This window comes from Pseudoduganella sp. jia 12, assembly GCF_055502675.1.
This window is the reverse complement of record NZ_JBUXKP010000007.1, coordinates 182,100-205,596: the sequence shown is the minus strand read 5'-3', so window position 1 is coordinate 205,596 and position 23,497 is coordinate 182,100. Positions and strand designations below refer to the sequence as shown.

Genomic DNA, 23,497 nt, shown 5'->3' with positions numbered 1-23,497 from the left:
AGACATCATGGACAAGCCAGGCACGATGGTCATGTTCCATCCCGACTGCCTGGAGCATCTTCCAGGCCCCGGCCACCCGGAGTCGCCCGAGCGCCTGCATGCGGTGATGGGCGCGTTATGGAAACCGGAATTCACGGCGCTGGCGTGGCGCGAGGCGCCGCGCGGCACCCGCGAGCAGGTGCTGCTGGTGCATGACGCGGACTATGTCGATACCGTCACGGCGATGGCGCCCCGGCAGGGCGTGGTGCTGCTCGATGGCGGCGACACGGCGATGTCGCCCGGCTCGCTCGACGCGGTGATGCGCTGCGTGGGCGCCGCCTGCGCCGGCGTCGACGCCGTGCTGGCGGGGGAAGCCCTGAATGTGTTCTGCGCCACGCGGCCGTGCGGCCACCATGCCGAACCGGATCGGGCGATGGGCTTCTGCATCTTCAACCAGGTGGCGATCGCCGCCATGCACGCGCTGCATGCCCACGGGCTGGCGCGGGTGGCCGTCATCGATTTCGATGTCCACCATGGCAACGGCACGCAGGCCGCGTTCTACGACGAGCCGCGGCTGTTCTTCGGCTCCAGCCACCAGTCGCCGCTGTACCCGGGCACGGGCGCGGCGCACGAGCGGGGCGGCAGCGGCAACATCGTCAACGTGCCGCTGCCGCCCGGCTGCGGTTCGCAGGCATTCCGCAACAGCATGGCGATGCGGCTGCTGCCGGCCCTGCGCGCGTTCGCACCGGAGCTGATCCTCGTCTCGGCGGGCTTCGACGCGCACCGTCTCGACCCGCTGGCACAGCTGGCGCTGGACGACGAGGACTTTGGCTGGATCACGCGGGAAGTGATGGCGATCGCCGCGGACGTGTGCGCGGGGCGTATCGTTTCCGTGCTCGAGGGCGGCTACAGCGGCGCCGGCCTGGCCGGCGGCACTACCGAGCATGTGCGGGCGCTGATGGGCAACTGAGGACATCGAAGGCTGTCGCACCGCCAGTGCCGCCGGTGGCTGGCGCCATGCCGCCACCGGCAGGCCCGCCTCGCGGGCTGCCTCATCCTGCCGTCGGAATCAGCCGCCCGATCCACTCCGCGCCATCCTCGAGGAGGAACTGGCGGAACGCGTGGGCCACGGGCGGCAGGCGCTTTTCGCGGCGGTGCACCACATACCAGTTCAACATGAGCGGAAAACGCTCGGCGGGCACCACCACCAGGCTGCCTGCCGCCACCTCGCGGCCGATCGTATGCGCCGACAGGAAGCCCAGGCCGATCCCCGCGATCACGGCCTGCTTGATCGTCTCCGTGCTCTTGATTTCCATGGCCACCTGCAGCTCGTCGAGCCGGGTGCCGAATGCATCCTCCATCGAATGCCAGGTGTCCGAGCCGCGTTCGCGCACCACGAACGGGTGCCGCACCAGCTCGCGCAGGCCGATCGGCTCGCGGCCGGGCGCCGCCAGCGGGTGCTGCGGCGCGGCCACGATGACGTAGGGGTGGGGGGCGAACGCGTCGTTCTGCGTGTCGTGCACGGGCGGGCGCACCATCACGGCGAGATCGGTGCGGTTGTCCGACAGCTGCTCCAGCAATTCTTCGCGGTTGTGCACCGTCAGGTTCAGTTTCACGCCGGGATGGCGGCGCGCGAACGCCATCATCAGCTGGGGAAAGAAATAATCGCCGGCGCTGATCACCGCCACGTCCAGGCGGCCGCCGGCGATGCCGCGATGCTGGGCCATCGCCGTGTCGGCCTGCTCGAACTGGGCGATGATGGCGCGGCAATAAGGCAACAGCTCGGCGCCCGCCTGGGTCAGGTAGGTCTTCTTGCCGAGCTGCTCGAACAGCGTGGCGCCGGCGTGGGCTTCGAGCGTGCGGATCTGCGTCGATACCGCCGGCTGCGTGAGGTGCAGTTCCGTGGCAGCCCTGGAAAAACTCAGGTGGCGGGCTACCGCCTCGAAGATCTTCAGCTGGCGCAGTGTCGCATTCCGCATGGCGCTCCCGGTGGGATGTTGCAGGTGTGGTTGCAGGCAAGGTTGCAGCTATAAACGATGCTTGATGATTATCCCTAAAAACTTTGAATTTTGCTAATCATCCAGCATGCTTAATATGGACTTCTCGGTATCACGACAACGGAGGAGACCATGACGAACACCAGCGACGCCGCCGCGGCGCAACGCAATGCCTGGAATGCGGCCTTCCATGAACTGGACCTGCCCTGGTACTGGGAAGCGGGGTGCCGGTTGCCCGATATCGGCGCGGAGCGCGCCTGCATCCACGACTATCTGGCGCGCCACCAAGGGCACCTTCTCGCCGTCTACGACGCGGACTTCCTCATCGACGCGATCGTCGCCACCAAGGACCGCTGCGAAGAGCGCTGCCAGGCGGCCGGCAGCGATCCGGCGGCGGCGATCGACTGGCGCGAACTGCGCCAGCCGCAGATCGGCGTCTGATGTGCGACGTGTGTGCGGATGCTACTACTTGTAACGATTTTTTGATTCTTAACCGCGGTCAAGGAGTTGCGAAATATGTTCTTTCACAATCGGTTCATCTGTTGAACTTCAAATAAGGGATCGGGGCGCGGCCAAGCGGCCGTGGCCCGATCCAGGTTCCAGAGTCTTTCGGCAGCTTCCGCGCGGATCCACAGATTCATAGAGGAGACAACAACATGAGCCACCTACTGCACCGCAGCATCGCCAGGCACCGTTTGCGAAGCCCCATTCCGTTGCCGGGCGAGCCACCCGCCACGCGATCCGGCCACTGATGCAAGCACACAGCGGTACCCGCACAGGGATACCAGAACAGCGCTGAAAAACCAGATGGGAGACATTGCATGAAAACCGACGCACCGACCGCTATCGAAAGGCCAGCATCGTTCCGCTGGATGCAACTGATCATGGGCATCATCTGCATGGCCATGATCGCCAACCTGCAGTATGGCTGGACCCTGTTCGTCAATCCCCTCGCCGAAGCCCATGGCTGGACCAAGGCATCGATCCAGGTGGCGTTCACGATCTTCATCCTGACCGAAACCTGGCTCGTGCCGGTGGAAGGCTGGGCGGTGGACAAATGGGGCCCGCGCCCCGTGGTGCTGTTCGGCGGCCTGCTGTGCGCAATCGGCTGGGTGATGAACTCGTATGCCAGCACCCTGGCCGTGCTGTACATCGCCGCAGCCGTCAGCGGCATCGGCGCCGGCGCCGTCTACGGCACCTGCGTGGGCCAGTCCCTGAAATGGTTCCCGGACCGCCGCGGCCTGGCCGCGGGCCTGACCGCGGCAGGCTTCGGCGCCGGCTCGGCCGCCACCATCATCCCGATCTCGAACATGATCGCGGAACGCGGCTACCAGGACACGTTCCTGTACTTCGGCATCGGCCAGGGAGCGATCGTCATCCTGCTGGCACTGATGATGGTGCGTCCGCCCCACACCGCAAGCAAGGCCGTCAAGAAGAAGGTCAATCCGAACGTGCTGCAGACAACGGCCGACTTCAAGCCCTCGCAGATGGTGCGCACTCCGGTGTTCTGGGTGATGTACACGATGTTCGTGCTGGTCGCCGCCGGCGGCCTGATGGCCACCGCGCAAATGGGCCCGATCGCAACCGACTTCGAGATCGACGGCGTGAAGTTCAACGTCATGGGCATGGTCCTGCCGGCCCTGACGTTCGCCCTGGCGATCGACCGGGTGCTGAACGGGTTGACGCGGCCATTCTTCGGCTGGGTATCGGACCAGATCGGCCGGGAAAAGACGATGTTCATCGCCTTCGCACTGGAATCGGTGGGCATCATCCTGCTGTACTACTTCGGTCGTGACCCGATCATGTTCGTCATCCTGACCGGGCTGGTGTTCTTTGCCTGGGGCGAGATCTACAGCCTGTTCCCTGCCACCACGGCCGACACGTTCGGTACCCGCAACGCCGCCGGCAACGCCGGGCTGATGTATACGGCGAAGGGCACGGCATCGATCTTCGTGCCGATCTCGAGCATCATCACCGCCATGACGGGCAGCTGGGAAGCGGTGTTCTTCGTCGGCTGCGGCATGAACGCGGTGGCCGCCATCATGGCCTGGTGGGTACTGCGCCCGATGCGCAAGCGCTTCATCGAAGAGTCTTCCGGCATGGTCAGCGTGCATGACGACGACAAGGTCATGAGCGCCAGCGCCGGCACGGCCACCGCGGCCCGCATCATCACCTGATCCACGTTTCTCCTCGGGGTCCCGCGTGCGCCATCCGCGCGCGCGGGCTTCCCACGCCCTTATACCTGCTCGCCGCCATCCCACGGAGGCTTCCATGATCCAGCACTGGATTCGTTTCAGGCATCTCGATACCGTTCGCTTTGGTACCCTCGAGGGCGACAAGATCCGCGTCTTCAAGGGCGACATGTTCGACGCGCCGCAACGCACCGACATCGCCCTCCATCTTGCCGACGTCGAGCTGTACACCCCGGTCGTGCCGGGCAAGGTGCTGGCGATGTGGAACAATTTCCACGCTCTTGGCAAGAAGCTTGGCCTGCCGCCGCCGGCCGAACCGCTGTACCTGATGAAACCTCCCACTTCGTTCCTGGCGCCGGGCGGCACGATCCGCAGGCCGCGCTGCGAAGGCAAGGTGGCCTTCGAAGGCGAACTGGCGATCGTGATCGGCCGCACATGCAGCGGCGTCGCCGTCGAGCATGCGGCGGAGCACATCTTCGGCTACACCTGCGCCAACGACGTGACCGTGAGCGACATCATCGGCCGCGATCCCACCTTCCCCCAATGGGTGCGCGCCAAGGGCTTCGATACGTTCTGCCCGTTCGGCCCCGTGGTCGCCACCGGGCTCGATCCCGCGATGCTGGTGGTGCGCACGATCCTGAACGACGAGGTGCGCCAGGACTACCCGGTCAACGACATGGTGTTTTCCGTCGCCGAACTCGTCAGCCGCGTGTCGCAGGACATGACGCTGGAACCGGGCGACCTGCTGCTGTGCGGCACGTCGGTCGGTGTGGGCTCGATGCGGCCGGGCAGCACGGTCGTCGTGGAGATCGACGGCATCGGCCGGCTCAGCAACCGTTTCGAGTAAAACCAAGGAGCATATGATGAAGATCGCAGTGATTGGAGCGGGTGCCATCGGCGGCCTGGTGGGCGCGCGGCTGGCGCTGGCGGGCGAGGACGTGACCTTCCTCGTGCGCGGCGCGAACCTGGAGGCCATCCGCAACCGCGGCATCAGGCTGATCGAGGCGTGCGGCCAGGTGCAGGTGGCGGCCCGGGTGCGCGCCACGAACGACTATGCCGCGGCCGGGCCGCAGGATATCGTCATCGTCGCGCTGAAGGCGCACCAGGTGGTGGACGTGGCGGACAGCATCGGCCACCTGTTCGGCCCCGATACGGTCGTGGTGACGATGCAGAACGGCATTCCGTTCTGGTACTTCCATCGCCATGGCGGCGCGTTCGAAGGGCGCCCCGTGCTCAGCGTGGACCCGGCGGGCGTGCTGGCGCAGCGCATCCCGCCCGCGCGCATCCTCGGCTGCGTGGTCTACCCGGCCGCCGAGCTGGTGTCGCCGGGCGCGATCCGCCATATCGAAGGCAATCGCTTCCCGCTCGGCGAGCTCGATGGCAGCACCAGTGCGCGGGCGCGTGCCGTGGCCGCGTGCTTCGAACACGCGGGCCTGAAAGCCCCCGTGCTGGAAAACATCCGGGCGGAAATCTGGCTGAAGCTGTGGGGCAACCTCAGCTTCAATCCCATCAGCGCGCTGGCACATTCCACGCTGGTGGACATCTGCCAGCATCCACTGGCGCGCAACCTGGCGGCGAACATGATGCGCGAGGCGGAAGACGTGGCCGCCAAGCTGGGCATCGCCTTCCGCGTCACGCTCGATCGGCGCATCGAGGGGGCCGAAAAAATCGGCAAGCACAAGACCTCGATGCTGCAGGACGTGGAAGCGGGCAGGGGACCGGAGATCGATGCGCTGGTGGGCTCGGTGATCGAGCTGGCACGCCTGACCGATACGGCGACGCCCCATATCGACTCCGCCTATGCGCTCGTGAAGCTGCTGGAGCAGGCGATGGTACAGGCCCGGGGTGGCGTGCGGCTGCAGAAGGCCGTGGCCGCATAAGGGCACGCCGCCAGCGCGAAAAAAAACCGGGACAGCATGCTGTCCCGGCCTCGGTATCGCTGAAGCGATGTCCTGTTTTGTCGCGCTCTTACAGGCCCCAGGTATAGGCCGCTTCTTCGCGGTCCTGCTGCTGGTCGCTCAGTTTGTCGCGCACGTCCAGCTGGAACAGCGACAGGAGGAATTCACCCAGCGAAAAGCCGTTGGTTTGCTGCTTTGTACTATCAGTGAGACCGTTCATGTGCTGCTCCTTGAATGGTTGAAAGCGTGTATGCCTTTGATTATAAAGGCAGCACACCCCCGGTCCAATTGACGGCAGCCATATCTGTCATTCAATGTATGAATGACTGTCTATGAAAAAGCGCTCAAAAATAAGGCAAAAATATTTCTCGCTTGTTACAGAGAAACTGTTGCTTTTCAGATTTTCCCCTGGTGCTTCAAACGGCTCAGCGTTTCCGGCGACAGGTTCAGGTAGTAGGCGAGCTCCTTTTTCGGCAGCCGCTCGAACAGGTCGGGGAACTTGCGCATGAAGCGGTGCACGCGGCCCGGCGCATCGAGCAGGTGCAGCGTGATGGTGTGCGCCATGATGGCGCTCATCAGGTTCATCACCTCGTACTCGAAAGCCTGCTTCACCACGCTGTGGCTTTGCAGGAAATTCACCCACTGCGACAGCGGCATGCTGGCGACCCTGGCCTTCGTCATGCACACGATGCTGTAGGGCGTCGGCGTCTTCAGGCACCAGGCGGCGTAGCTCGTCTCGATGTCGCGTTCCGACGAGAAGCGCAGGATCATCTCCTTGGCCTCGTGGTTCGTCACCTGCCGCTTCAGGATGCCATCCAGGATGAAGTACTGCTGCATGTCGTACACGCCCTGGTTGAGGAGGAGGTCGCCCTTCTGGTGATTCGTCACCGTGAGGTAGGGCTCCAGTGCGGCCATTTCGCTGTCGCGCAATTCCTTGAGAACGATGTTCTGCTTGAGCTGGGCGCGAATGATGTTTCGTTCCGGGTGGTTGGCAATGAGCGTCATGTCGGGCCGTGGAACTGCATGAATTCACATCATGCGGTGAATCTTGACCGCGGTCAATGATTGAAACGATTGGCGCTGGCTATGATCAATTCCAGGCGATCCAGCTGGCCATGTCGCCCGAACCGACAGGCATCCCGACAATAACCGGAGACAATCATGACCCATAATGTATCGGTAGAAGTCACCGACGGCTTCCACCTCGTGATCGATGCGCTGAAGCACAACGACATCGATACGATTTTCGGCCTGGTCGGCATACCGATCACGGATCTCGCCCGCCTGGCCCAGGCCGAAGGCATGCGCTTCATCGGCTTCCGCCACGAGCAGAACGCCGGCAACGCCGCCGCCATCGCGGGCTACATGACGAAGAAGCCGGGGATCTGCCTGACGGTTTCGGCGCCCGGCTTCCTGAACGGCCTCACGGCACTGGCGAATGCCACCACGAACTGCTTCCCGATGATCCTCATCTCCGGTTCCAGCGAGCGCGAGATCGTCGACCTGCAGCAGGGCGACTACGAGGAGATGGACCAGCTGAACATCGCCCGCCCGCACGCCAAGGCGGCATTCCGCGTGCTGAAGGCGGAGGACATCGGCGTCGGCATCGCGCGCGCCATCCGCGCCGCCGTGTCCGGCCGGCCCGGCGGCGTGTACCTCGACCTGCCGGCGCAACTGCTGGCGCAGACGATCGAAGCCGGTCATGCCAAACGCTCGCTGATCAAGGTAGTCGATGCGGCGCCGCGCCAGCTGCCGGCCCCCGACTCCGTGGAGCGCGCGCTGGCGTTGCTGAAAGAGGCGAAGAAGCCGCTGATCCTGCTCGGCAAGGGAGCCGCCTATGCGCAGGCCGATGCCGACATCCGCGCCTTCGTGGAACGCACCGGCATTCCTTACCTGCCCATGTCGATGGCCAAGGGCCTGCTGCCGGACACGCATGCGCAATCGGCATCGGCCGCCCGCTCGTTCGTGCTGGCCGAGGCGGATGTGGTGGTACTGGTCGGGGCCCGCCTGAACTGGCTCCTCTCGCACGGCAAGGGCAAGACGTGGGGCAAGCCGAAGCAATTCGTGCAGATCGATATCGCGCCCACGGAAATCGACAGCAACGTGGCGATCGCCGCGCCGCTGATCGGCGACATCGGTTCCTGCGTGGGCGCCTTGCTGGCGGGCCTGGACAGTGCCGGCATCGACAAGCCCGACGCCGAATGGCTCGGCGCGATCGCCCAGAAGAAGGAACAGAACACGGCGAAGATGGCGGCGCTGCTGGACAGGAATCCCGACCCGATGAACTTCCATAGCGCGCTGCGCGCCATCCGCGACGTGCTGAAGGACTACCCGGATATCAACCTCGTCAACGAAGGCGCCAACACGCTCGATTTCGCGCGCAGCATCATCGACCAGTACCAGCCGCGCAAGCGCTTCGATTCCGGCACGTGGGGGATCATGGGCATCGGCATGGGCTTCGCCATCGGCGCCGCCGTCACCAGCGGCAAGCCGGTGGTGGCGGTGGAGGGCGACAGCGCCTTCGGCTTTTCCGGCATGGAGCTGGAAACGATCTGCCGCTACCAGCTGCCCGTCACCACGATCGTCTTCAACAACAACGGCGTGTACCGCGGTACCGACGTCAATCCCACCGGCGGCGCGGACGTGGCGCCCACCGTGTTCGTGAAGAATGCGCGCTACGACAAGATGATCGAGGCGTTCGGCGGCATCGGCTACCACGCCACCACGCCCGAGGAACTGACGCACGCACTGGCCGAGGCGATCGCCGCCGGCAAGCCGGCGCTGATCAACGCCGTCATCGATGAAACAGCCGGTACCGAAAGCGGGCGCCTGACGAACCTGAACCCGCAAAGCGCCGCCAAGAAGTAGAGCGCCCTGTAAGCCGCCACCACATTGAATTGCCACGACGCCGGCATCACCCGTGCCGGCGCGGGGACCGCTACGCCCTCAGTTATTACCTCAGTAACAACACTAACAAGGAGACCGCACCATGAGCAAGCCACTGGAAGGTATCAAGATCATCGACTTCACGCACGTCCAGGCCGGCCCCGCCTGCACGCAGATGCTGGCCTGGTTCGGCGCCGACGTCATCAAGGTGGAGCGGCCCGGCGCGGGCGACGTGACCCGCTCGCAGCTGCGCGACATTCCCGGCGTCGACGCGCTGTACTTCACGATGTTGAACAGTAACAAGCGTTCGCTGACGCTCGACACTAAGACGGCCGACGGCAAGGAAATCCTGACGAAGCTGATCAAGGAATCCGATGTGCTGGTGGAGAACTTCGGTCCCGGCGCACTGGATCGCATGGGCTTCACGTGGGAGCACATCCGCTCGCTGAATCCCGGCATGATCGTCGCCTCCGTGAAAGGCTTTTCCGACGGCCACCACTACGAAGACCTGAAGGTGTACGAGAACGTGGCGCAGTGCGCCGGCGGCGCGGCATCGACCACCGGCTTCGACGACGGTCCGCCGACCGTCAGCGCCGCCGCCCTGGGCGACAGCAACACGGGCATGCACCTGGCCATCGGCATCCTCACGGCGCTGCGCTCGCGCGACGTGACGGGCCGGGGGCAGAAGGTGGCCGTGTCGATGCAGGACAGCGTGCTGAACCTGTGCCGCGTGAAGCTGCGCGACCAGCAGCGCCTGGACCGCGTGGGCTACCTGGAAGAATATCCGCAATATCCGCACGGTACCTTCTCCGACGTGGTGCCCCGCGGCGGCAATGCCGGCGGTGGCGGCCAGCCGGGCTGGGTGCTCAAGTGCAAGGGCTGGGAAACCGATCCGAACGCCTACATCTACTTCACGATCCAGGGCCACGCCTGGGCGCCGATCTGCCGCGCGATCGGCAAGGAGGAGTGGATCGACGATCCCGCCTACATGACGGCCCAGGCGCGGCAGGACAAGATCTTCGCCATCTTCGGCACCATCGAGGAATGGCTGAAGGACAAGACCAAGTTCGAGGCGGTGGACGTGCTGCGCAAGTTCGACATCCCGTGCTCGCCCGTGCTGTCGATGAAGGAGATCGCCAACGATCCGTCGCTGCGCGCCAGCGGCACGATCGCCGAGGTGGACCACAAGGAGCGTGGCAAGTACCTGACGGTGGGCAGCCCGATCAAGTTCTCCGACCTGAAGGTGGAGATCAAGGGATCGCCGCTGCTGGGCGAGCATACCGACGAGATCCTCGAGTCGCTCGGCTACAGCCAGAACCAGATCGCCGCGCTCCACGAACAGCGCGTCGTCTGACCCCGGGTCGGCTTTTTCGGTTCTTCCCGTTCGCGCGCCTGCCACAAGCAGGTGCGCATTTTTTCTTCGAGGAGCTCACATGACAACCGGGATCGACTTCGAACAACTGGTGCGCGGCATCGGCGACGGCGTCATCGTCTGCGACGCGGCCGGCGCGATCACATTCTGGAACGACGCGGCCACGCGCATCTTCGGCTTCACGGCAGACGACGCGCTGGGCCATTCGCTCGACCTGATCATTCCCGAGCGCCAGCGGCAGCGCCATTGGGACGGGTATCACAAGACCGCGTCGACCGGCGAAACCCGCTACGGCAACGACCTGCTGCGCGTGCCCGCGCTGCACAAGGAAGGCAAGCCGCTGTCGATCGCCTTCACCGTGGCGATGCTGTACACGCCTGCCGGCGCCGTGTCGTCGGTCATCGCCGTGGTGCGCGACGATACCGCGCGCTGGAGCGAAGAACGGACATTGCGGGCCCGCGTGCGGGAGCTGGAGACGGCCGCGCGCGCGGAGCCGGTCGCTTCCTGAACGATCAGGGCGCCGTGGCGGTGACGTCCCAGCACGCCGCCGTGTAGCGCACGCTGTCGCCGTCGACGAACGGCGCGAAGGCCGCCACGGCCTGCGGCACGATCGCCGCGCGTTCGGCGGCATCGAGCTGCGGCAGCGCGCGGCCCACGGGGCCCATCATCGTGGCATAGCGGGCCAGGTCGCGTTGCGGGAAAACGCACGGCACGTCGCGCGGATCGATGCGAATGTCCCGCCAGCCGGCAGCGGCGAGGATGTCATGCACGCGCCGTGCATCGGCGAACGAGAACTGCCCCGGATCGTCCGCCTTGCGCGGCGGCGCCGGCGGCAGTTGCGTGCCCACGGCACGCTCGGCGGCGGTCATGAACGGGTTTTCCTCCGCCGCGCGCCAGGCGAAGAAGCGCAGCGTGCCGCCGCTGCGCACCGCATGCCGCAGGTTCGCGAACGCGGCCACCGGATCGTCGAAGAACATCACCCCGAAGCGGGACACGAGCGCATCGAAGCTGCCTGGCGCGAAGCTGTACTGCCGGGCATCTGCGCACACGAATTCGGCCGGCACGCCCGTGGCGGCGGCGGTGTCCCGCGCCACCGCGATCATCGGCGCCGAGATGTCGATGCCGGTAGCGTGCCCCGTGCGGCGCGCCAACGCGAGCGTGGCGCCACCGGTGCCGCAGCCTGCGTCCAGCACCCGCTGGCCGGTGCCGAGCCCTTCCACCATTAACGTCTCGATATTGCGGAACATGTCATCGAGCAGTTCGCGCAGGTCGACCCATGCATTGCCCGACGGGCCATTCCAGTGTTCTGACTGGGAAACGGGAATTGCATCCATCATGCCTCCTCCATTCGGTGACCCACCATCATGCCACGCTGGCGCGGTCCGGCGAGCCAGGCTACGCACGCGCCGCATATCGATATACCGCGACCGCCTGAGGCACTTCCCGCATTAGCAAAACCGAAACGATTCGTTTCCACGTCCGGACCCCGTCGATACCATTCTTGCATCGTCATCACCTGTCATGACAGGGAAAACCAGACATGCAAGGACACCGCACATGACCCCTTTCCGGGCCCTCGAATCCTCCGCCGCGCCGCTGTACTCGCAAGTGCGCGAACGCCTGCGCGAGCGGATCGCCGACGGTACCTATGAGCCCGAGTCGCGCCTGCCGGCCGAGAGCGAGATCGGCGCGATCTTCAGCGTCAGCCGCATCACGGTGCGCCAGGCGCTGGCCGACCTGCAGCACGAAGGCCTGATCGTCAAGGTACCCGGCAAGGGCACCTTCGTGGCCCAGCCCAGGCCGAGCCAGGACCTGGCGCGGCTGGAAGGCTTCGGGGAGGCGATGTCGCGCCGCGGGCATACCGTCGTCAACCGCGTGCTCAGCCACCTGACGGTACAGGCGGAAGCCCACGTGGCCAGCCGGCTGCAGGTGCCGGCCAGCGCGCGGGTCACGGAAATCCGCCGCGTGCGCCACGTCGACGATGCGCCGGTGTCGTACGAGATCACGTACCTTCCCACCCGCATCGGCGACCGGCTGCGCGGCGAGAACCTGGCCGAACGCGACATCTTCCTGATCCTGGAAACGGATTACGGACTGGCGCTGTCGCATGCGGACATCCAGATCGGCGCGATCGCCGCCGACGCCGGGCTGGCGGCGGCACTGGAACTGGCGCCGGGCACCGCGCTGCTGCGGATCGAACGCCTGACCTGGACGGCCGATGGCATCCCGCTCGATTTCGAATACCTGTACGTGCGCGGCGACGCATTCCAGTACACGCTGCGCCTGCCGCGCCGCACCCCAACAACCACTGAGGGAAATTGAATATGGAGACAATCGAACAAACCGTCGACGTGCTCGTCATCGGCGGCGGCACCGCCGGGCCGATGGCCGCCGTCAAGGCGAAGGAAGCCAATCCGGCGCTGCGCGTACTGCTGCTGGAAAAGGCCAACGTCAAGCGCAGCGGCGCGATCTCGATGGGCATGGATGGCCTGAACAACGCCGTCGTGCCGGGCTTCGCCACGCCCGAGCAGTACGTGAAGGAGATCACGGTCGCCAACGACGGCATCGTCAACCAGAAAACCGTGATGGCCTACGCCCGGAACAGCTACGCGATGATCGAGGAGCTGGACCGCTGGGGCGTGCGCTTCGAGAAAGATGAAACGGGCGACTACTCGATGCGCAAGGTGCACCACATGGGTACCTATGTGCTGCCGATGCCCGAAGGGCACGACATCAAGAAGGTGCTGTACCGCCGCCTGAAACGCACCCGCGTCGAGATCACCAACCGCCTGGTGGCCACGCGCCTGCTGCTGGCGGAAGACGGCAGCATCGCCGGCGCAATGGCGTTCGACTGCCGCACCGCGGACTTCCACGTGATCCGCGCGAAGTCGGTCGTGCTGGCCACGGGCGCGGCGGGTCGCCTCGGGCTGCCGGCGTCGGGTTATCTGTTCGGCACCTATGAAAACCCGACCAATGCGGGCGATGGCTACAGCATGGCGTACCACGCCGGCGCGGAACTGTCGGGGATCGAGTGTTTCCAGATCAATCCCCTGATCAAGGACTACAACGGCCCATCGTGCGCCTACGTCACCGGACCGTTCGGTGGCCATACGACCAATGCCAAGGAAGAGCGCTTCATCGAATGCGACTACTGGAGCGGCCAGATGATGCAGGAGTTCTACAACGAACTGCAGGGCGGCAACGGCCCCGTGTTCCTGAAGCTGAACCACCTGGCCGAGGAAACCATCCAGACGATCGAGACGATCCTGCACACGAACGAACGTCCGAGCCGGGGCCGGTTCCACGATGGCCGCGGCACCGATTACCGCCAGCAGATGGTGGAAATGCACATCTCGGAAATCGGACTTTGCAGCGGCCACTCGGCATCCGGCGTGTGGGTCGATGAAAATGCCCGCACTACCGTTGCGGGCCTGCATGCCGCCGGCGACCTGGCCTGCGTGCCGCACAACTACATGCTGGGTGCCTTCGTCTACGGCAAGCTGGCCGGCGAAAGCGCGGCCGCCTACTGCGAAGCGAACGAGTTGCCGGCGGTGGACGCGGCACAGGTCGAGGCGGAGCGCGAGCGCGTCTGGGCACCGCTGCACCGCGAGGACGGGCTGCCGCCGAACCAGGTCGAGTACAAGCTGCGGCGCATGGTCAACGACTACCTGCAGCCGCCGAAGGTCACGAAGAAGATGGAGATCGGCCTGCAGCGCTTCGAATCGATCCGCCAGGACCTCGACCGCATCCAGGCGCGCAATCCGCACGAACTGATGCGCGCGATGGAAGTGCATGCGATCCGCGACTGCGCCGAGATGGCCGCGCGCGCTTCGCTGTACCGCACCGAGAGCCGCTGGGGCCTGTACCACAACCGCGTCGACTACCCGCAGCGCAACGACCAGGACTGGTTCGTGCACGTGCAGCTGCAAAAGCAGGATGGCGAAATGGTGTGCTTCAAGCGCGCGATCGAACCTTACATCGTGCCGCTGGAAGACAAAGAAAAAACCGCATACCAACGGCTTCGGGTTGCCCAACCCCTGGCCGCATAAGGAGAAGCAATGCCCACCACGATCAACATCACCAGCGTGCCCGTCACCGTGGACGCCGACAAGTGCATCGCCCACAAGGGCTGCACCGTCTGCGTGGACGTGTGCCCGCTCGACGTCCTGGCCATCGACCTGTCGAAGGGCACTGCCTACATGAAGTTCGACGAATGCTGGTACTGCATGCCTTGCGAGAAGGATTGCCCCACCGGGGCGGTACACGTCGATATCCCTTACCTGCTGCGCTGACTCTCGCCATAGCTTCTTGGAGAACAAAAAATGACATTGTCCAGACACCTGATCGGTCTTTCCCTTGGACTTTCCCTGTCCATCGCCTTCGGTGGCGCCAGCGCCGAAACGATCCGCGTCGCCATCGGCACGCAGGACACCACGATCAACTGCGCCACCGGCGGCCTCTTGATCCGCGAGCTGAACCTGCTGCAGAAATACCTGCCGAAGGACGGCAAGTACAAGGATGCCAAATACGACATCGTGTGGAAGAACTTCACGTCCGGTGCGCCGCTGACGAACGAGATGGTAGCGGGCAAGCTCGATATCGGCTCGATGGCGGATTTCCCCGGCTCCTTCAACGGCGCCGCGCACCAGAAGGCGGGCAAGAAAAGCATTTTCGTCACCGTGCTGTCCGGCAGCACGCTCGGTTCGGGCAACGGCATCGTCGTGCCGAAGGGATCCAACGTGCAGTCGCTCGCCGAACTGAAGGGCAAGACGATCTCGGTGCCGTTCGCATCGACCGCGCACGGCATGCTGCTGCGGGCCGTGAAGGCGCAGGGCTGGGATCCGGAAAAAGACGTGAACATCACCACGCAGGCGCCGGAAATCGCCGGGTCTGCCCTGCAAAGCAACAAGATCGAAGCGCACGCCGATTTCGTGCCGTTCGCCGAGCTGTTCCCGCACCGCGGCTATGCGCGCAAGATCTTCGATGGTTCGCAGGCCAGGGCGCCCACGCTGCACGGCAGCCTGGTGGATTCGGCCTACGCGAAAAAGTACCCGGAAATCGTCGTGGCTTACCTGCGTGCCGCCCTGGAGGCGGACCGGCTGATCGCCGCCGAACCGGAAAAGTACAGCGAGCTGATTGCCAAGGTCACCGGCATCGAAGCGGAAGTGAACTACCTGTTCCACGGCCCGGTGGGATTGCAGACGCGGGACTTCACGTGGAAGCCCGAGTACCGCCAGGCGGTGGCCACGTCGATCCAGACGCTGCGCCTGCTCAAGCGCACGGAAAGCGACATCGACGTCAACAGCTTTATCGACGACTCCTACCTGCGCACGGCGTTCAAGCAGTCGAACCTGGACTATGAAAAAGCGCTGAAGAACTACGCCAAGCTGCCGCTCTCCGCCAAGGACGCGGTGAGCGGCAAGCCGATCGCGGACTTCAGGCAGCTCACGCAGATCTGGGTGCAGGGCGAGCCGCTGGTGCGCCACTATGCGAACGCCGATACGGCCTTCGCGGAACTGCGCAAGCTGAAAAGCGGCGGCAAGAAGGTACGCACCGTGTATGCGCACGACCAGGGCACGGGCCTGAAGCTGCTGGCGGCCGATGCGTGGTTCGTCGTCAAGGGCAAGGAAACCGGCGCGTTCCTGCTGAAGGCCGATGCGGACGCGTGGGCGAAGAAGAACGGCGGCCAGGTCGTCGATTACGACAAGCTCAAGGCCGGTACGGTCATCTGATCGGAATCATCGTGAACACGACCGCATCGAAAACCCTCCGCGCGATCGTCGGATTGCTGTCGATCGCCGCCTGCGTGGCCGCCTGGCAGGTGGCCGCGTCGAAGCAGGCCGACCTGGGGCTCGTCACGTTCCAGAACGTGCCGGCACCCGTCGACGTGGTGGCCGCGGCGAAAGACCTGATCGAATCGCCGAAGCTGTCGCAGCACCTTTCCGCCAGCGTCTACCGCGTGTTCTCCGGCTTTGCCGGTGCTGCGGCGATCGGCATCCTGCTGGGCCTCGTCATCGGCCGCTCGCGCTGGATCGAGGATGTGCTGATGCCGCCGCTCGAAGTACTGCGTCCCATTCCCGCCGTGGCGTGGATTCCGCTGGCGATCCTGATGTTTCCGTCGTCCGAGGCGTCTATGGTGTTCATCACCTTCATCGGCGCGCTGTTCCCGATCCTGCTGAACACGATCCATGGCGTGGAAGCCGTCGACCAGCGGCTCGTCGCCTCGGCCCGCAGCCTGGGGGCAGGGCGGTGGAGCATCTTCGCCGAAGTGATCCTGCCGGCCGCCGCGCCCAGCATCGTCACGGGCCTGGCGATCGGCATGGGCACGGCGTGGTTCTGCCTGGTGACGGCGGAGATGATCTCCGGCCAGTTCGGCATCGGCTACTACACGTGGGTGTCGTACACGATCCAGAACTACCCTGAAATCGTGGTGGGCATGCTGCTCATCGGTGCCATCGGCATGGGCAGCAGCGTGCTGGTGAAAAGAATCGGCAACCTGTTCCTGCCTTGGTACCTGATGACGAGGACGAAATCATGAACCGTGAATCAATCGCTGAACTATCGCTGATCGAAGAACGCGCCCTTGAGGATGGTGCATTGGGCGGCATCGACATCGAGCACCTGACGATCCGCCTGGGGCAGGGCAAACAGGCGTTCGACGCCGTGCAGGACGTATCGCTGCACATCCGCCCGGGCGAATTCGTCTGCGTGCTGGGGCCGTCCGGCTGCGGCAAGTCCACCCTGCTGGGCGGGCTGGCCGGGCACTGGCAGCCGAGCGGCGGCACGATCCGCGTCGATGGCGATACCGTCTCGGGCCCGCACCCGGACCGCGGCCTCGTGTTCCAGCACCACACGCTGTTCCCGTGGAAGAAGGTGCTGGACAACGTGGCGTTCGGGCTGAAGATGAAGGGCGTGGGCCGCGCCGAACGGCACCAGCGGGCGCGCGACATGCTGAAACTCGTCGGCCTGGAAGGCTTCGAGGACCGCTATCCGGTGCAGCTCTCGGGCGGCATGCAGCAGCGCGTGGAAATCGCCCGCGTCTTGATCAACGGCCCGCGCGTGATGCTGATGGACGAGCCGTTCGGCGCCCTCGACGCGCAAACACGCCTGAAGATGCAGGAACTGCTGCTCGACGTGTGGAGCCGCGTGAAGACGACCATCGTCTTCATCACCCACGACATCGATGAAGCGCTGTTCCTGGCCGACCGCATCCTCGTGATGAGCCCGCGCCCGGGCCGCATCATCGACGAAATCCGGCTCGATTTCCCGCGGCCGCGCAGCGCGGACCTCGTCACGTCGCCGCAATTCACCGCCTATAAACGCCATTGCCTGGCGCTGCTGCACCCGCACGCGAACATCGTGCCGCTCGACCGCCTCAGTCCATTGGGCCCCGCAGGTTCGGGCAGCACGGCACCCCATCATGCATAAAGGAACAAACAAGTGACCAATTACGACGACCCCGAACTGGCTGGCATCGCCGCACGGCTGCGCGAGCCGGATGCCACCGTGCGCCGCATCGCCGTGCTGGCGCTGGCGGATTTCGATGGCGACGAGCACCTGCCGCTGCTGGTCGCCGCGCTGGAAGATTCGTCGGCCGATGTGCGCGCCGAAGCCGCGCGGGCGATGGAAGCGTTCGAGACGCCGGAAAGCGTGGCCGGCGTGGCGCGCCTGCTCGAAGACGACGACGACGATGTGCGCGATGCCGCGGCGCAAAGCCTGGCGCAGCTGAAGCTGGCGTCGTCGGCCGTCGCGCTGCTGCCATCCCTGGCCAGCGACGACAGCTTCGTGCGTGCCGCCGCGCTGCGCGCCGTGCGCGAATTGCGCGCCCCGGAAACAGCCGCACCGGCGCTGGCCGCGCTGGACGATGCCGATCCGCTGGTGCGGCGCGAAGCCGTGTCCGTGCTGGGCTGGCTGAAACATGCCGACGCCTTGCCGGCGCTGACGAGGCTCGCCACCGGCGATTCCCATTCCGACGTGCGCCGCGCCGCCGTGGGTGCGCTGGGTGCCGCCACCGGCGATGCCGTGCTGCCGGCGCTGCTGTCCGCGCTGCGCGACGCCGCGTGGCAAGTGCGCGAGGAAGCCGCCGCCACGCTGGGCAAGCTGCGCCTGCAGGGTGCCGCCGCTGCCCTGATCGTGGCCCTGGACGACCCCTACTGGCAAGTACGCCTGCGCGCGGCGCGCAGCCTGGGCCGGCTGCGCAGCCATGACGCACTGCCGGCGCTGATCGCCGCGCTCGCGCACACGATCAGCAACCTGCGCAAGGAAGCCGCGCTGGCGCTGGGTGAAATCGCCTCGCCGCTGGCCTTGCCCGCCTTGCGCGAAGCGGCCAGCGATCCGGACCCGGAAGTGCGCAAGTCCGCCCGGCTGGCGCTGCAGCAGACCGAGGCGGCGGCATGAGCATCGAACATATCGAAAACCGTGCGCGCGCCGGCATTCTTGCGGTGCGCTGGAACGATGGCGGCGAGCGCGAATTCACGCACGCCGAACTGCGCGCCGCCTGCCCATGCTCCGGGTGCCGCGCGCTGCGCATTGCCGGTGCGGTCGTCGAAGCGCCGGCTGCCGTCCGGCTGACCGCCATCGAACCGGCCGGCACGAATGCGCTGAACCTGGGTTTCAGCGACGGCCATGCGCGGGGTATTTATCCATTCAGCCTGCTCGCCGAACTCGCAACAGTCCACTGCTGACCTCGTGTCCACCCTGGGGCCAGGCCTCGAATCGGACACGAACTCCGGCGTAGAAAAGGTTTGCAACGGCCGGGCGCGTGTCCACTTCCGGGCCTGGCCCCATGGTGGACACGGGCTCGACTGCTGGTTGTCATGATGTCGGGAGGCGACAGGCGGAGACTGCCCTGTCGCCAACGCCGCGTTCAGGTCGCCAGTGCGCGCAGCACCAGCCCCGTGATGTACGCACAGTACGTACCCAGCGCGTAGCCGAGCACCGCGAGTAGCACGCCGACGGGCGCGAGTGCCGGGTGGAAGGCACTGGCCACGACGGGCGCGGACGCGGCACCGCCGACGTTGGCCTGCGATCCCACCGCCATGAAGAACAGCGGCGCGCGGATCAGCTTTGCCACCAGCAGCAGCAGGCCGCCGTGCACGCAAATCCAGATCAGGCCGAGCAGGAACAGCCATGGCCGCTCGACCAGGGCGGACAAGTCCATCTGCATGCCGATCGTCGCCACCAGGAAGTACACCATGGCCGAACCGATGGTCGAGGCGCCGGCGCCTTCGAGGCTGCGCGCCCGGGTAAAACTGAGGAGCAGGCCGAACGTGGTGGCGAAGACGACCATCCAGAAGAAGGCCGACGTGAGGCTGTAGTCCTTCAGGTTCCATTCGGCCGGCAGGCTGCCGATCCATTGCAGCACAGGGCCGGTCAGCGCGTGCGACAGGCCGGAAACCCCCAGGCCCACGGCCAGGACGATCATCACGTCGGCCAGCGATGGGATGCGCGCATGCGTGGCCTGGTAGCGTTCGATGCGCGCCTTGACGGCGTTGATCGCGGAAAGGTCGGCACCGGTCCAGCGGTCGAACGCATCGGAGCGCCCGGCCAGGAACAGCAGCACGGCCGTCCAGATATTGGCGACCAGCACGTCGACGGCCACGAACTGGCCGAACACGTTGGCATCGACCTCGAACACTTCCTTCATGGCCGCCTGGTTGGCGCCGCCGCCGATCCAGGCACCGGTGATCGTGGTCAGGCCGCGCCAGGTCTCGCCGGCCACCGTTTCCGGATGGATGAGGCGCATCGCTTCGAACGACACGACCGCGCCCAGCATGATGCCGGCGGTACCGGTCAGGAACATGATCAGCGCCTTCGGGCCGAGCCGCACGATGGCGCCGAAATCGGTGGCGATGCACAGCAGCACCAGGGCGCCGGGCAGCAGGTAGTCGCGCGCCATCGGATACAGCTTCGAATGGCTGCCGTCGATGATGCCGAGCGTGTTGAGGATCGCCGGAATCAGGTAGCACAGCAACAGCGCGGGCACGTAGGTGTAGATCTTTTTCCAGACGCCGTCGGTGCGCGACGAAGTCCAGAAAACGAGGCCGAGGATGGTGGCGAGTATGCCGAGCACGACGGCATCGTTGGTAACGAGGGGAAGGCTGGTCTGCATGGAATTGTTATCAGGTTGTCGTGGCTTCGGCGGCGGCGCCCGGATAGGGCACCGGCAAAGGCGCTGCGCGCTGGACTGTGGGACTGTGTCCGCGAGCAACGGCATTCTACAGGCGCCGCGGCGCGGTATACTCAAGTTGCCCACTACTTCCGACCACCATGGCACCAAACAGCGACAAGCCCGCCGACAGCGCCAGCGCCGTCTTCGACGCCATCCATGAAATCATGCACCTCTACCGCGCGCAGCAATATCGCGAACTGCGTGCCGGGCCGCACGACGTCACGCACATCGAAGCCAAGGTGCTGGGTTATTTCGCCCGCCACCCCGGCGCCACGCAGAGCGACCTGGTCGCCCGTTCCGGCCGCGACAAGGCGCAGCTGGCGCGGCTGGTGCGTGGCCTGCGTGACAAGGGCTGGCTGGAAGCAACAGTGGACGAAGCGGACCGCCGCAGCACGCGGCTGCACGTGACCGAAGCGGGCAGGGCGCTTGCCCGCAACCTGCAGCGCAGCGGCGAACACCTGGCCCAGGCGGCGGCCGCGGGGCTCGACGAGGCGGAACGCCGGCAGTTGCTGGCGTTGCTGGAGAAGGTACGGGTCAGCTTCGACGCGCAAGCGTAAAGGGTCGGTGCAAGGGCCGCTACGAGGGCCGGTGCAAGCGGCAGTGCAAGGGGCAGCGCAAGGGTCAGCGCAAGGGTCAGCGCAAGGGTCAGCGTAAAACCATGGCCAGCGTGGCGGTAGCGCAAGCCACGACCGCGGCGGCGGCGGCCGTATGCCGCGCATGCTGCGCCGCATAGGTCATCACGGCCACCGAGCCCCATGCCGCCACCGACAGCACGCCGCACCACAGCACGATCGCCTGGCCCGTGTCGCGTACGGCCAGGCAGCACCATAGCGAAACGACCAGCGCGGTGCTGCCGCCCAGTTGCAGCAGGCGGCGCAGCGTGGGCGCCGGCATGCTGCCGCGCCCGTGGATGGCTTCCCAGTGCCGGTCCATGGCCAGGCCCAGCCCGCCGAAGCCGGCGGCGGCGGCGCCCAGCGCGGCGATGGTGAAGAAGATGGCGGCACTCATGCGTTGCTCCCGGCGAGTTCAGGTTTGTTCGGCGCGGCCCGGGCGGCTTTCGGCGCCTTCTCCTTGCCGAGGTAATGGCTGCTGTACAGCAGGAAGGCACCCAGCAGCAGCGTGACGATGTCGAAGCCTGCCACCGCCCAGAGGCCCTGGGCAACGCTGGTACCGAGGTGCGCGCCGCCGGTGGCGCCGTTCAGCAGCGGCAGCAGCGCGAACGCCAGGCCGCCGAGTGCCAGCTGGATGCGCCACATCGGGCGTCCCGGTTTCACCAGCGAGGCAATGGCCGCGATGCCCCAGGCCGTGAAGAACCAGCGGATCTCCGCTTCCGGGCGCTGCGCGATGCCTGTCTCGATCAGCCGGTTCGCCCAGAAATACACGGCCATCGCCAGCGGCAGGCCGGCCACGGCGCCGATGTTCAGGCCATCGACGAGGCGCAGGGAAAAACCGGTCTTGCCGGCACGGGCCTTCAGGTGCTTCGGGCGCTCCTTCACGGCCCACAGCAGCAGGCCCGTGGCCACCATCAGGCAACCGGCCAGGCCGCAGGTGAAGAACAGCCAGCGCATGAACGGATCGGCGAAGCGGGCCACGTGCAGGCCGTACATCACGCCGCGGGTATCCTTGGCCGCGCCGGCGTGACCGGCCGGTGCGGAGACCACGCGGCCGGTCACACCGTCGAAGACGATCGTGGGCACGTCGTAGCTGATCGCGTGGCCGGTCTGCTGCGTGATCGACACGGTGGCGTTGGCATCGTTCGGGAATGCGACCGTGACGCGGCCTACCGATGCGCCGTTCCAGGTGCGCGACGCCTGCTCGACCATCGGCGCCAGCGGTGCCAGCGGCGCAGGCTTGCGGGCCGGCTTCGCGTCCGACGGCGGGCTGTTGAACAATTCGGAGAAGAACGTGTCCTGCTTGTCCTGGTACACGGCCTGTATGCCCTGCGGGAAGTACATGAACATCAGCGTCAGGAGGCCCGTGTACGTGATCATCAGGTGGTAGGGCAGCGCCAGCACGGCGGACACGTTGTGGAAGTCCAGCCACGAGCGCTGGCCCTTCTTCGGGCGGAACGTGAAGAAATCCTTGAAGATGCGCTTGTGCGTGACGATGCCCGACAGGATCGCCACCAGCATGAACATGGCGCAGAAGCCCACGATCCAGCGGCCCCAGATCGCCGGCATGTAGTGCAGGTCGAAATGCAGGCGGTACAGGAATTCGCCGCCGCGCGTTTCGCGCGGGGCCGACAGTTCGGCACCCGTGGCCGGGTCGAGCGTGAGGCTCTTGAAGTTGCGCCGGCGTCCGCCGCCTTCGCCCGGGGGCGGCTTGGCGTTGTAGCTCACGCGCAGGCCGGGTTCGCGCTCGGTGGGCAAGGTGATGAACCAGCGCTGCGACTTCGGCGCCTTGTCCTGCAACGTCTGAACGGCATTGGCCACGGCCACCGCCTGTGGCACGGCCGCATGCGCCACGCCGTGCAGCTCGGGCTTCATCCACAGCGTGATCTCGTCGCGGAAGTAGCTGGCGGTACCGGCCGCGAACACCATGAACAGCACCCAGCCCACCAGCAGGCCGGACCACGTGTGCAACCAGGCCATCGACTGGCGGATACCTTCCTTCATGCTGCCCCCTTCGACAGCAGCACGATGGCGGCCGGCAGCGCACCGGCCAGCGCGAGGCCGGCAATGGCACGCAGCGCCGTGCGGGCGCCGAAGCACCACATTGCCGCGCATGGGTAGATCACCAGCGCCGTCATCGTCGCCGTCAGTGCGGCCTCCACGCGCACGGTGGGCAAGGTCTGCGCCAGCGCCGACGCCCACACGGCCGACAGCGCATAGCCGCCGAAGATCGCGGCCAGCGCGCGCATGGCCACGCCGGTGCGGTAGCGCCAGCCGGGGCCGGGCTTGCTGGGTTTGGCGGCGGGCGTCATCGTTGATTGTGCTTGCATGGCTGGCTTGTCAGGTGGCGCGTGTCGGCATGACGGACATGCGGATCTTTCGGAGGTGCGT

The 23,497-nt window shown here is 65.9% G+C and carries 25 protein-coding genes; 17 read left to right on the top strand and 8 right to left on the bottom strand.

Annotated features, from left to right (window positions below):
• Nucleotides 1-7 precede the first annotated feature (7 nt).
• A complete protein-coding gene (locus ACY65G_RS17270; RefSeq protein WP_464998555.1) occupies nt 8-949 on the top strand; it encodes a histone deacetylase family protein in 942 nt (313 codons plus the stop codon).
• Between the two features lie 82 nt (nt 950-1,031).
• Here ACY65G_RS17270 and ACY65G_RS17265 read toward each other — a convergent pair whose 3' ends face one another.
• Complete coding sequence (locus tag ACY65G_RS17265) at nt 1,032-1,958, bottom strand: LysR substrate-binding domain-containing protein (RefSeq protein ID WP_464998554.1); 927 nt, start codon at nt 1,956-1,958, stop codon at nt 1,032-1,034.
• Between the two features lie 150 nt (nt 1,959-2,108).
• On the opposite strand from ACY65G_RS17265, the gene ACY65G_RS17260 reads away from it, so the two are divergent.
• The 4 genes from ACY65G_RS17260 (at nt 2,109) to ACY65G_RS17245 (ending at nt 6,048) form a co-directional block, all read left to right on the top strand.
• Nucleotides 2,109-2,417 carry an HAD family hydrolase gene (locus ACY65G_RS17260; protein ID WP_464998553.1) on the top strand — a complete coding sequence of 103 codons (309 nt, stop codon included), beginning with the start codon at nt 2,109-2,111 and terminating at the stop codon, nt 2,415-2,417.
• A gap of 380 nt (nt 2,418-2,797) precedes the next feature.
• Nucleotides 2,798-4,153, top strand: coding sequence for an oxalate/formate MFS antiporter (gene oxlT / locus ACY65G_RS17255; protein ID WP_464998552.1), 1,356 nt, complete (start codon nt 2,798-2,800; stop codon nt 4,151-4,153).
• A 94-nt stretch (nt 4,154-4,247) separates the two neighbouring features.
• Nucleotides 4,248-5,015: a fumarylacetoacetate hydrolase family protein gene (locus ACY65G_RS17250; protein WP_464998551.1), complete on the top strand. Its 768-nt coding sequence runs from the start codon at nt 4,248-4,250 to the stop codon at nt 5,013-5,015.
• 16 nt (nt 5,016-5,031) lie between these two features.
• Nucleotides 5,032-6,048 (top strand): 2-dehydropantoate 2-reductase, encoded by a 1,017-nt coding sequence (locus tag ACY65G_RS17245; RefSeq protein ID WP_464998712.1) that lies wholly within the window; start codon nt 5,032-5,034, stop codon nt 6,046-6,048.
• 88 nt (nt 6,049-6,136) lie between these two features.
• Here ACY65G_RS17245 and ACY65G_RS17240 read toward each other — a convergent pair whose 3' ends face one another.
• Both ACY65G_RS17240 and ACY65G_RS17235 read right to left on the bottom strand, forming a co-directional pair.
• Nucleotides 6,137-6,286 (bottom strand): hypothetical protein, encoded by a 150-nt coding sequence (locus ACY65G_RS17240; RefSeq protein WP_464998550.1) that lies wholly within the window; start codon nt 6,284-6,286, stop codon nt 6,137-6,139.
• Nucleotides 6,287-6,462: 176 nt separating this feature from the next.
• Entirely contained in the window at nt 6,463-7,071 is a 609-nt protein-coding gene (locus ACY65G_RS17235) for a Crp/Fnr family transcriptional regulator (RefSeq protein WP_464998549.1), read from the bottom strand.
• A gap of 156 nt (nt 7,072-7,227) precedes the next feature.
• On the opposite strand from ACY65G_RS17235, the gene oxc reads away from it, so the two are divergent.
• From oxc to ACY65G_RS17220, 3 genes are all read left to right on the top strand, one after another.
• Nucleotides 7,228-8,934, top strand: a complete 1,707-nt coding sequence (gene oxc / locus ACY65G_RS17230; RefSeq protein ID WP_464998548.1) for an oxalyl-CoA decarboxylase — start codon at nt 7,228-7,230, stop codon at nt 8,932-8,934.
• Nucleotides 8,935-9,055: 121 nt separating this feature from the next.
• Nucleotides 9,056-10,306 (top strand): formyl-CoA transferase, encoded by a 1,251-nt coding sequence (gene frc / locus ACY65G_RS17225; protein ID WP_464998547.1) that lies wholly within the window; start codon nt 9,056-9,058, stop codon nt 10,304-10,306.
• Nucleotides 10,307-10,385: 79 nt separating this feature from the next.
• Nucleotides 10,386-10,832 carry a PAS domain-containing protein gene (locus ACY65G_RS17220; protein ID WP_464998546.1) on the top strand — a complete coding sequence of 149 codons (447 nt, stop codon included), beginning with the start codon at nt 10,386-10,388 and terminating at the stop codon, nt 10,830-10,832.
• A gap of 4 nt (nt 10,833-10,836) precedes the next feature.
• Here ACY65G_RS17220 and ACY65G_RS17215 read toward each other — a convergent pair whose 3' ends face one another.
• Entirely contained in the window at nt 10,837-11,661 is an 825-nt protein-coding gene (locus tag ACY65G_RS17215) for a class I SAM-dependent methyltransferase (protein ID WP_464998545.1), read from the bottom strand.
• Between the two features lie 220 nt (nt 11,662-11,881).
• On the opposite strand from ACY65G_RS17215, the gene ACY65G_RS17210 reads away from it, so the two are divergent.
• Genes ACY65G_RS17210 through ACY65G_RS17175 form a run of 8 tightly spaced genes read left to right on the top strand, consistent with a single transcriptional unit; the run spans nt 11,882 to nt 19,008 of the window.
• Nucleotides 11,882-12,646 carry a GntR family transcriptional regulator gene (locus ACY65G_RS17210; RefSeq protein ID WP_464998544.1) on the top strand — a complete coding sequence of 255 codons (765 nt, stop codon included), beginning with the start codon at nt 11,882-11,884 and terminating at the stop codon, nt 12,644-12,646.
• Nucleotides 12,647-12,648: 2 nt separating this feature from the next.
• Nucleotides 12,649-14,373: a fumarate reductase/succinate dehydrogenase flavoprotein subunit gene (locus ACY65G_RS17205; RefSeq protein WP_464998543.1), complete on the top strand. Its 1,725-nt coding sequence runs from the start codon at nt 12,649-12,651 to the stop codon at nt 14,371-14,373.
• Nucleotides 14,374-14,382: 9 nt separating this feature from the next.
• Nucleotides 14,383-14,616: a 4Fe-4S dicluster domain-containing protein gene (locus tag ACY65G_RS17200; RefSeq protein WP_130186406.1), complete on the top strand. Its 234-nt coding sequence runs from the start codon at nt 14,383-14,385 to the stop codon at nt 14,614-14,616.
• Between the two features lie 30 nt (nt 14,617-14,646).
• Nucleotides 14,647-16,056 carry an ABC transporter substrate-binding protein gene (locus ACY65G_RS17195; protein WP_464998542.1) on the top strand — a complete coding sequence of 470 codons (1,410 nt, stop codon included), beginning with the start codon at nt 14,647-14,649 and terminating at the stop codon, nt 16,054-16,056.
• 11 nt (nt 16,057-16,067) lie between these two features.
• On the top strand, nt 16,068-16,862 hold the full coding sequence (locus ACY65G_RS17190; protein WP_464998541.1) for an ABC transporter permease: 795 nt from the start codon (nt 16,068-16,070) through the stop codon (nt 16,860-16,862).
• On the top strand, nt 16,859-17,752 hold the full coding sequence (locus ACY65G_RS17185; RefSeq protein WP_464998540.1) for an ABC transporter ATP-binding protein: 894 nt from the start codon (nt 16,859-16,861) through the stop codon (nt 17,750-17,752). Before ACY65G_RS17190 ends, ACY65G_RS17185 begins: the two co-directional genes overlap by 4 nt.
• Nucleotides 17,753-17,764: 12 nt before the next feature.
• The gene (locus ACY65G_RS17180) at nt 17,765-18,721 is read left to right on the top strand and encodes a HEAT repeat domain-containing protein (RefSeq protein ID WP_464998539.1); all 957 of its coding nucleotides are present in this window, start codon (nt 17,765-17,767) and stop codon (nt 18,719-18,721) included.
• Entirely contained in the window at nt 18,718-19,008 is a 291-nt protein-coding gene (locus ACY65G_RS17175) for a DUF971 domain-containing protein (RefSeq protein ID WP_464998538.1), read from the top strand. The genes ACY65G_RS17180 and ACY65G_RS17175 overlap by 4 nt, the downstream gene beginning before the upstream one ends.
• Before the next feature lie 182 nt (nt 19,009-19,190).
• Here the strand turns inward: ACY65G_RS17175 and ACY65G_RS17170 are convergent, their stop codons facing one another.
• Nucleotides 19,191-20,435 carry a DUF819 family protein gene (locus tag ACY65G_RS17170; protein WP_464998537.1) on the bottom strand — a complete coding sequence of 415 codons (1,245 nt, stop codon included), beginning with the start codon at nt 20,433-20,435 and terminating at the stop codon, nt 19,191-19,193.
• A 158-nt stretch (nt 20,436-20,593) separates the two neighbouring features.
• Between ACY65G_RS17170 and ACY65G_RS17165 the strand changes: the two genes are divergently transcribed.
• Complete coding sequence (locus tag ACY65G_RS17165) at nt 20,594-21,052, top strand: MarR family winged helix-turn-helix transcriptional regulator (RefSeq protein WP_464998536.1); 459 nt, start codon at nt 20,594-20,596, stop codon at nt 21,050-21,052.
• An 88-nt stretch (nt 21,053-21,140) separates the two neighbouring features.
• On the opposite strand, the gene ACY65G_RS17160 is transcribed toward ACY65G_RS17165, so the two are convergent.
• The 3 genes from ACY65G_RS17160 to ACY65G_RS17150 are packed head-to-tail and all read right to left on the bottom strand — an operon-like array spanning nt 21,141 to nt 23,436.
• The gene (locus ACY65G_RS17160) at nt 21,141-21,503 is read right to left on the bottom strand and encodes a DUF3325 domain-containing protein (RefSeq protein ID WP_464998535.1); all 363 of its coding nucleotides are present in this window, start codon (nt 21,501-21,503) and stop codon (nt 21,141-21,143) included.
• Nucleotides 21,500-23,110 (bottom strand): PepSY-associated TM helix domain-containing protein, encoded by a 1,611-nt coding sequence (locus ACY65G_RS17155; protein WP_464998534.1) that lies wholly within the window; start codon nt 23,108-23,110, stop codon nt 21,500-21,502. Before ACY65G_RS17155 ends, ACY65G_RS17160 begins: the two co-directional genes overlap by 4 nt.
• Complete coding sequence (locus tag ACY65G_RS17150) at nt 23,107-23,436, bottom strand: iron transporter (RefSeq protein ID WP_464998533.1); 330 nt, start codon at nt 23,434-23,436, stop codon at nt 23,107-23,109. Before ACY65G_RS17150 ends, ACY65G_RS17155 begins: the two co-directional genes overlap by 4 nt.
• Between the last annotated feature and the right edge of the window lie 61 nt (nt 23,437-23,497).

Bases quoted from the DNA above. Each gene is read 5' to 3' on its own strand.
- ACY65G_RS17270 (WP_464998555.1), top strand. From the start codon at position 8: ATGGACAAGCCAGGCACGATGGTCATGTTCCATCCCGACTGCCTGGAG.
- ACY65G_RS17265 (WP_464998554.1), bottom strand. From the start codon at position 1,958: ATGCGGAATGCGACACTGCGCCAGCTGAAGATCTTCGAGGCGGTAGCC.
- ACY65G_RS17260 (WP_464998553.1), top strand. From the start codon at position 2,109: ATGACGAACACCAGCGACGCCGCCGCGGCGCAACGCAATGCCTGGAAT.
- oxlT (WP_464998552.1), top strand. From the start codon at position 2,798: ATGAAAACCGACGCACCGACCGCTATCGAAAGGCCAGCATCGTTCCGC.
- ACY65G_RS17250 (WP_464998551.1), top strand. From the start codon at position 4,248: ATGATCCAGCACTGGATTCGTTTCAGGCATCTCGATACCGTTCGCTTT.
- ACY65G_RS17245 (WP_464998712.1), top strand. From the start codon at position 5,032: ATGAAGATCGCAGTGATTGGAGCGGGTGCCATCGGCGGCCTGGTGGGC.
- ACY65G_RS17240 (WP_464998550.1), bottom strand. From the start codon at position 6,286: ATGAACGGTCTCACTGATAGTACAAAGCAGCAAACCAACGGCTTTTCG.
- ACY65G_RS17235 (WP_464998549.1), bottom strand. From the start codon at position 7,071: ATGACGCTCATTGCCAACCACCCGGAACGAAACATCATTCGCGCCCAG.
- oxc (WP_464998548.1), top strand. From the start codon at position 7,228: ATGACCCATAATGTATCGGTAGAAGTCACCGACGGCTTCCACCTCGTG.
- frc (WP_464998547.1), top strand. From the start codon at position 9,056: ATGAGCAAGCCACTGGAAGGTATCAAGATCATCGACTTCACGCACGTC.
- ACY65G_RS17220 (WP_464998546.1), top strand. From the start codon at position 10,386: ATGACAACCGGGATCGACTTCGAACAACTGGTGCGCGGCATCGGCGAC.
- ACY65G_RS17215 (WP_464998545.1), bottom strand. From the start codon at position 11,661: ATGATGGATGCAATTCCCGTTTCCCAGTCAGAACACTGGAATGGCCCG.
- ACY65G_RS17210 (WP_464998544.1), top strand. From the start codon at position 11,882: ATGACCCCTTTCCGGGCCCTCGAATCCTCCGCCGCGCCGCTGTACTCG.
- ACY65G_RS17205 (WP_464998543.1), top strand. From the start codon at position 12,649: ATGGAGACAATCGAACAAACCGTCGACGTGCTCGTCATCGGCGGCGGC.
- ACY65G_RS17200 (WP_130186406.1), top strand. From the start codon at position 14,383: ATGCCCACCACGATCAACATCACCAGCGTGCCCGTCACCGTGGACGCC.
- ACY65G_RS17195 (WP_464998542.1), top strand. From the start codon at position 14,647: ATGACATTGTCCAGACACCTGATCGGTCTTTCCCTTGGACTTTCCCTG.
- ACY65G_RS17185 (WP_464998540.1), top strand. From the start codon at position 16,859: ATGAACCGTGAATCAATCGCTGAACTATCGCTGATCGAAGAACGCGCC.
- ACY65G_RS17175 (WP_464998538.1), top strand. From the start codon at position 18,718: ATGAGCATCGAACATATCGAAAACCGTGCGCGCGCCGGCATTCTTGCG.
- ACY65G_RS17170 (WP_464998537.1), bottom strand. From the start codon at position 20,435: ATGCAGACCAGCCTTCCCCTCGTTACCAACGATGCCGTCGTGCTCGGC.
- ACY65G_RS17165 (WP_464998536.1), top strand. From the start codon at position 20,594: ATGGCACCAAACAGCGACAAGCCCGCCGACAGCGCCAGCGCCGTCTTC.
- ACY65G_RS17160 (WP_464998535.1), bottom strand. From the start codon at position 21,503: ATGAGTGCCGCCATCTTCTTCACCATCGCCGCGCTGGGCGCCGCCGCC.
- ACY65G_RS17155 (WP_464998534.1), bottom strand. From the start codon at position 23,110: ATGAAGGAAGGTATCCGCCAGTCGATGGCCTGGTTGCACACGTGGTCC.
- ACY65G_RS17150 (WP_464998533.1), bottom strand. From the start codon at position 23,436: ATGCAAGCACAATCAACGATGACGCCCGCCGCCAAACCCAGCAAGCCC.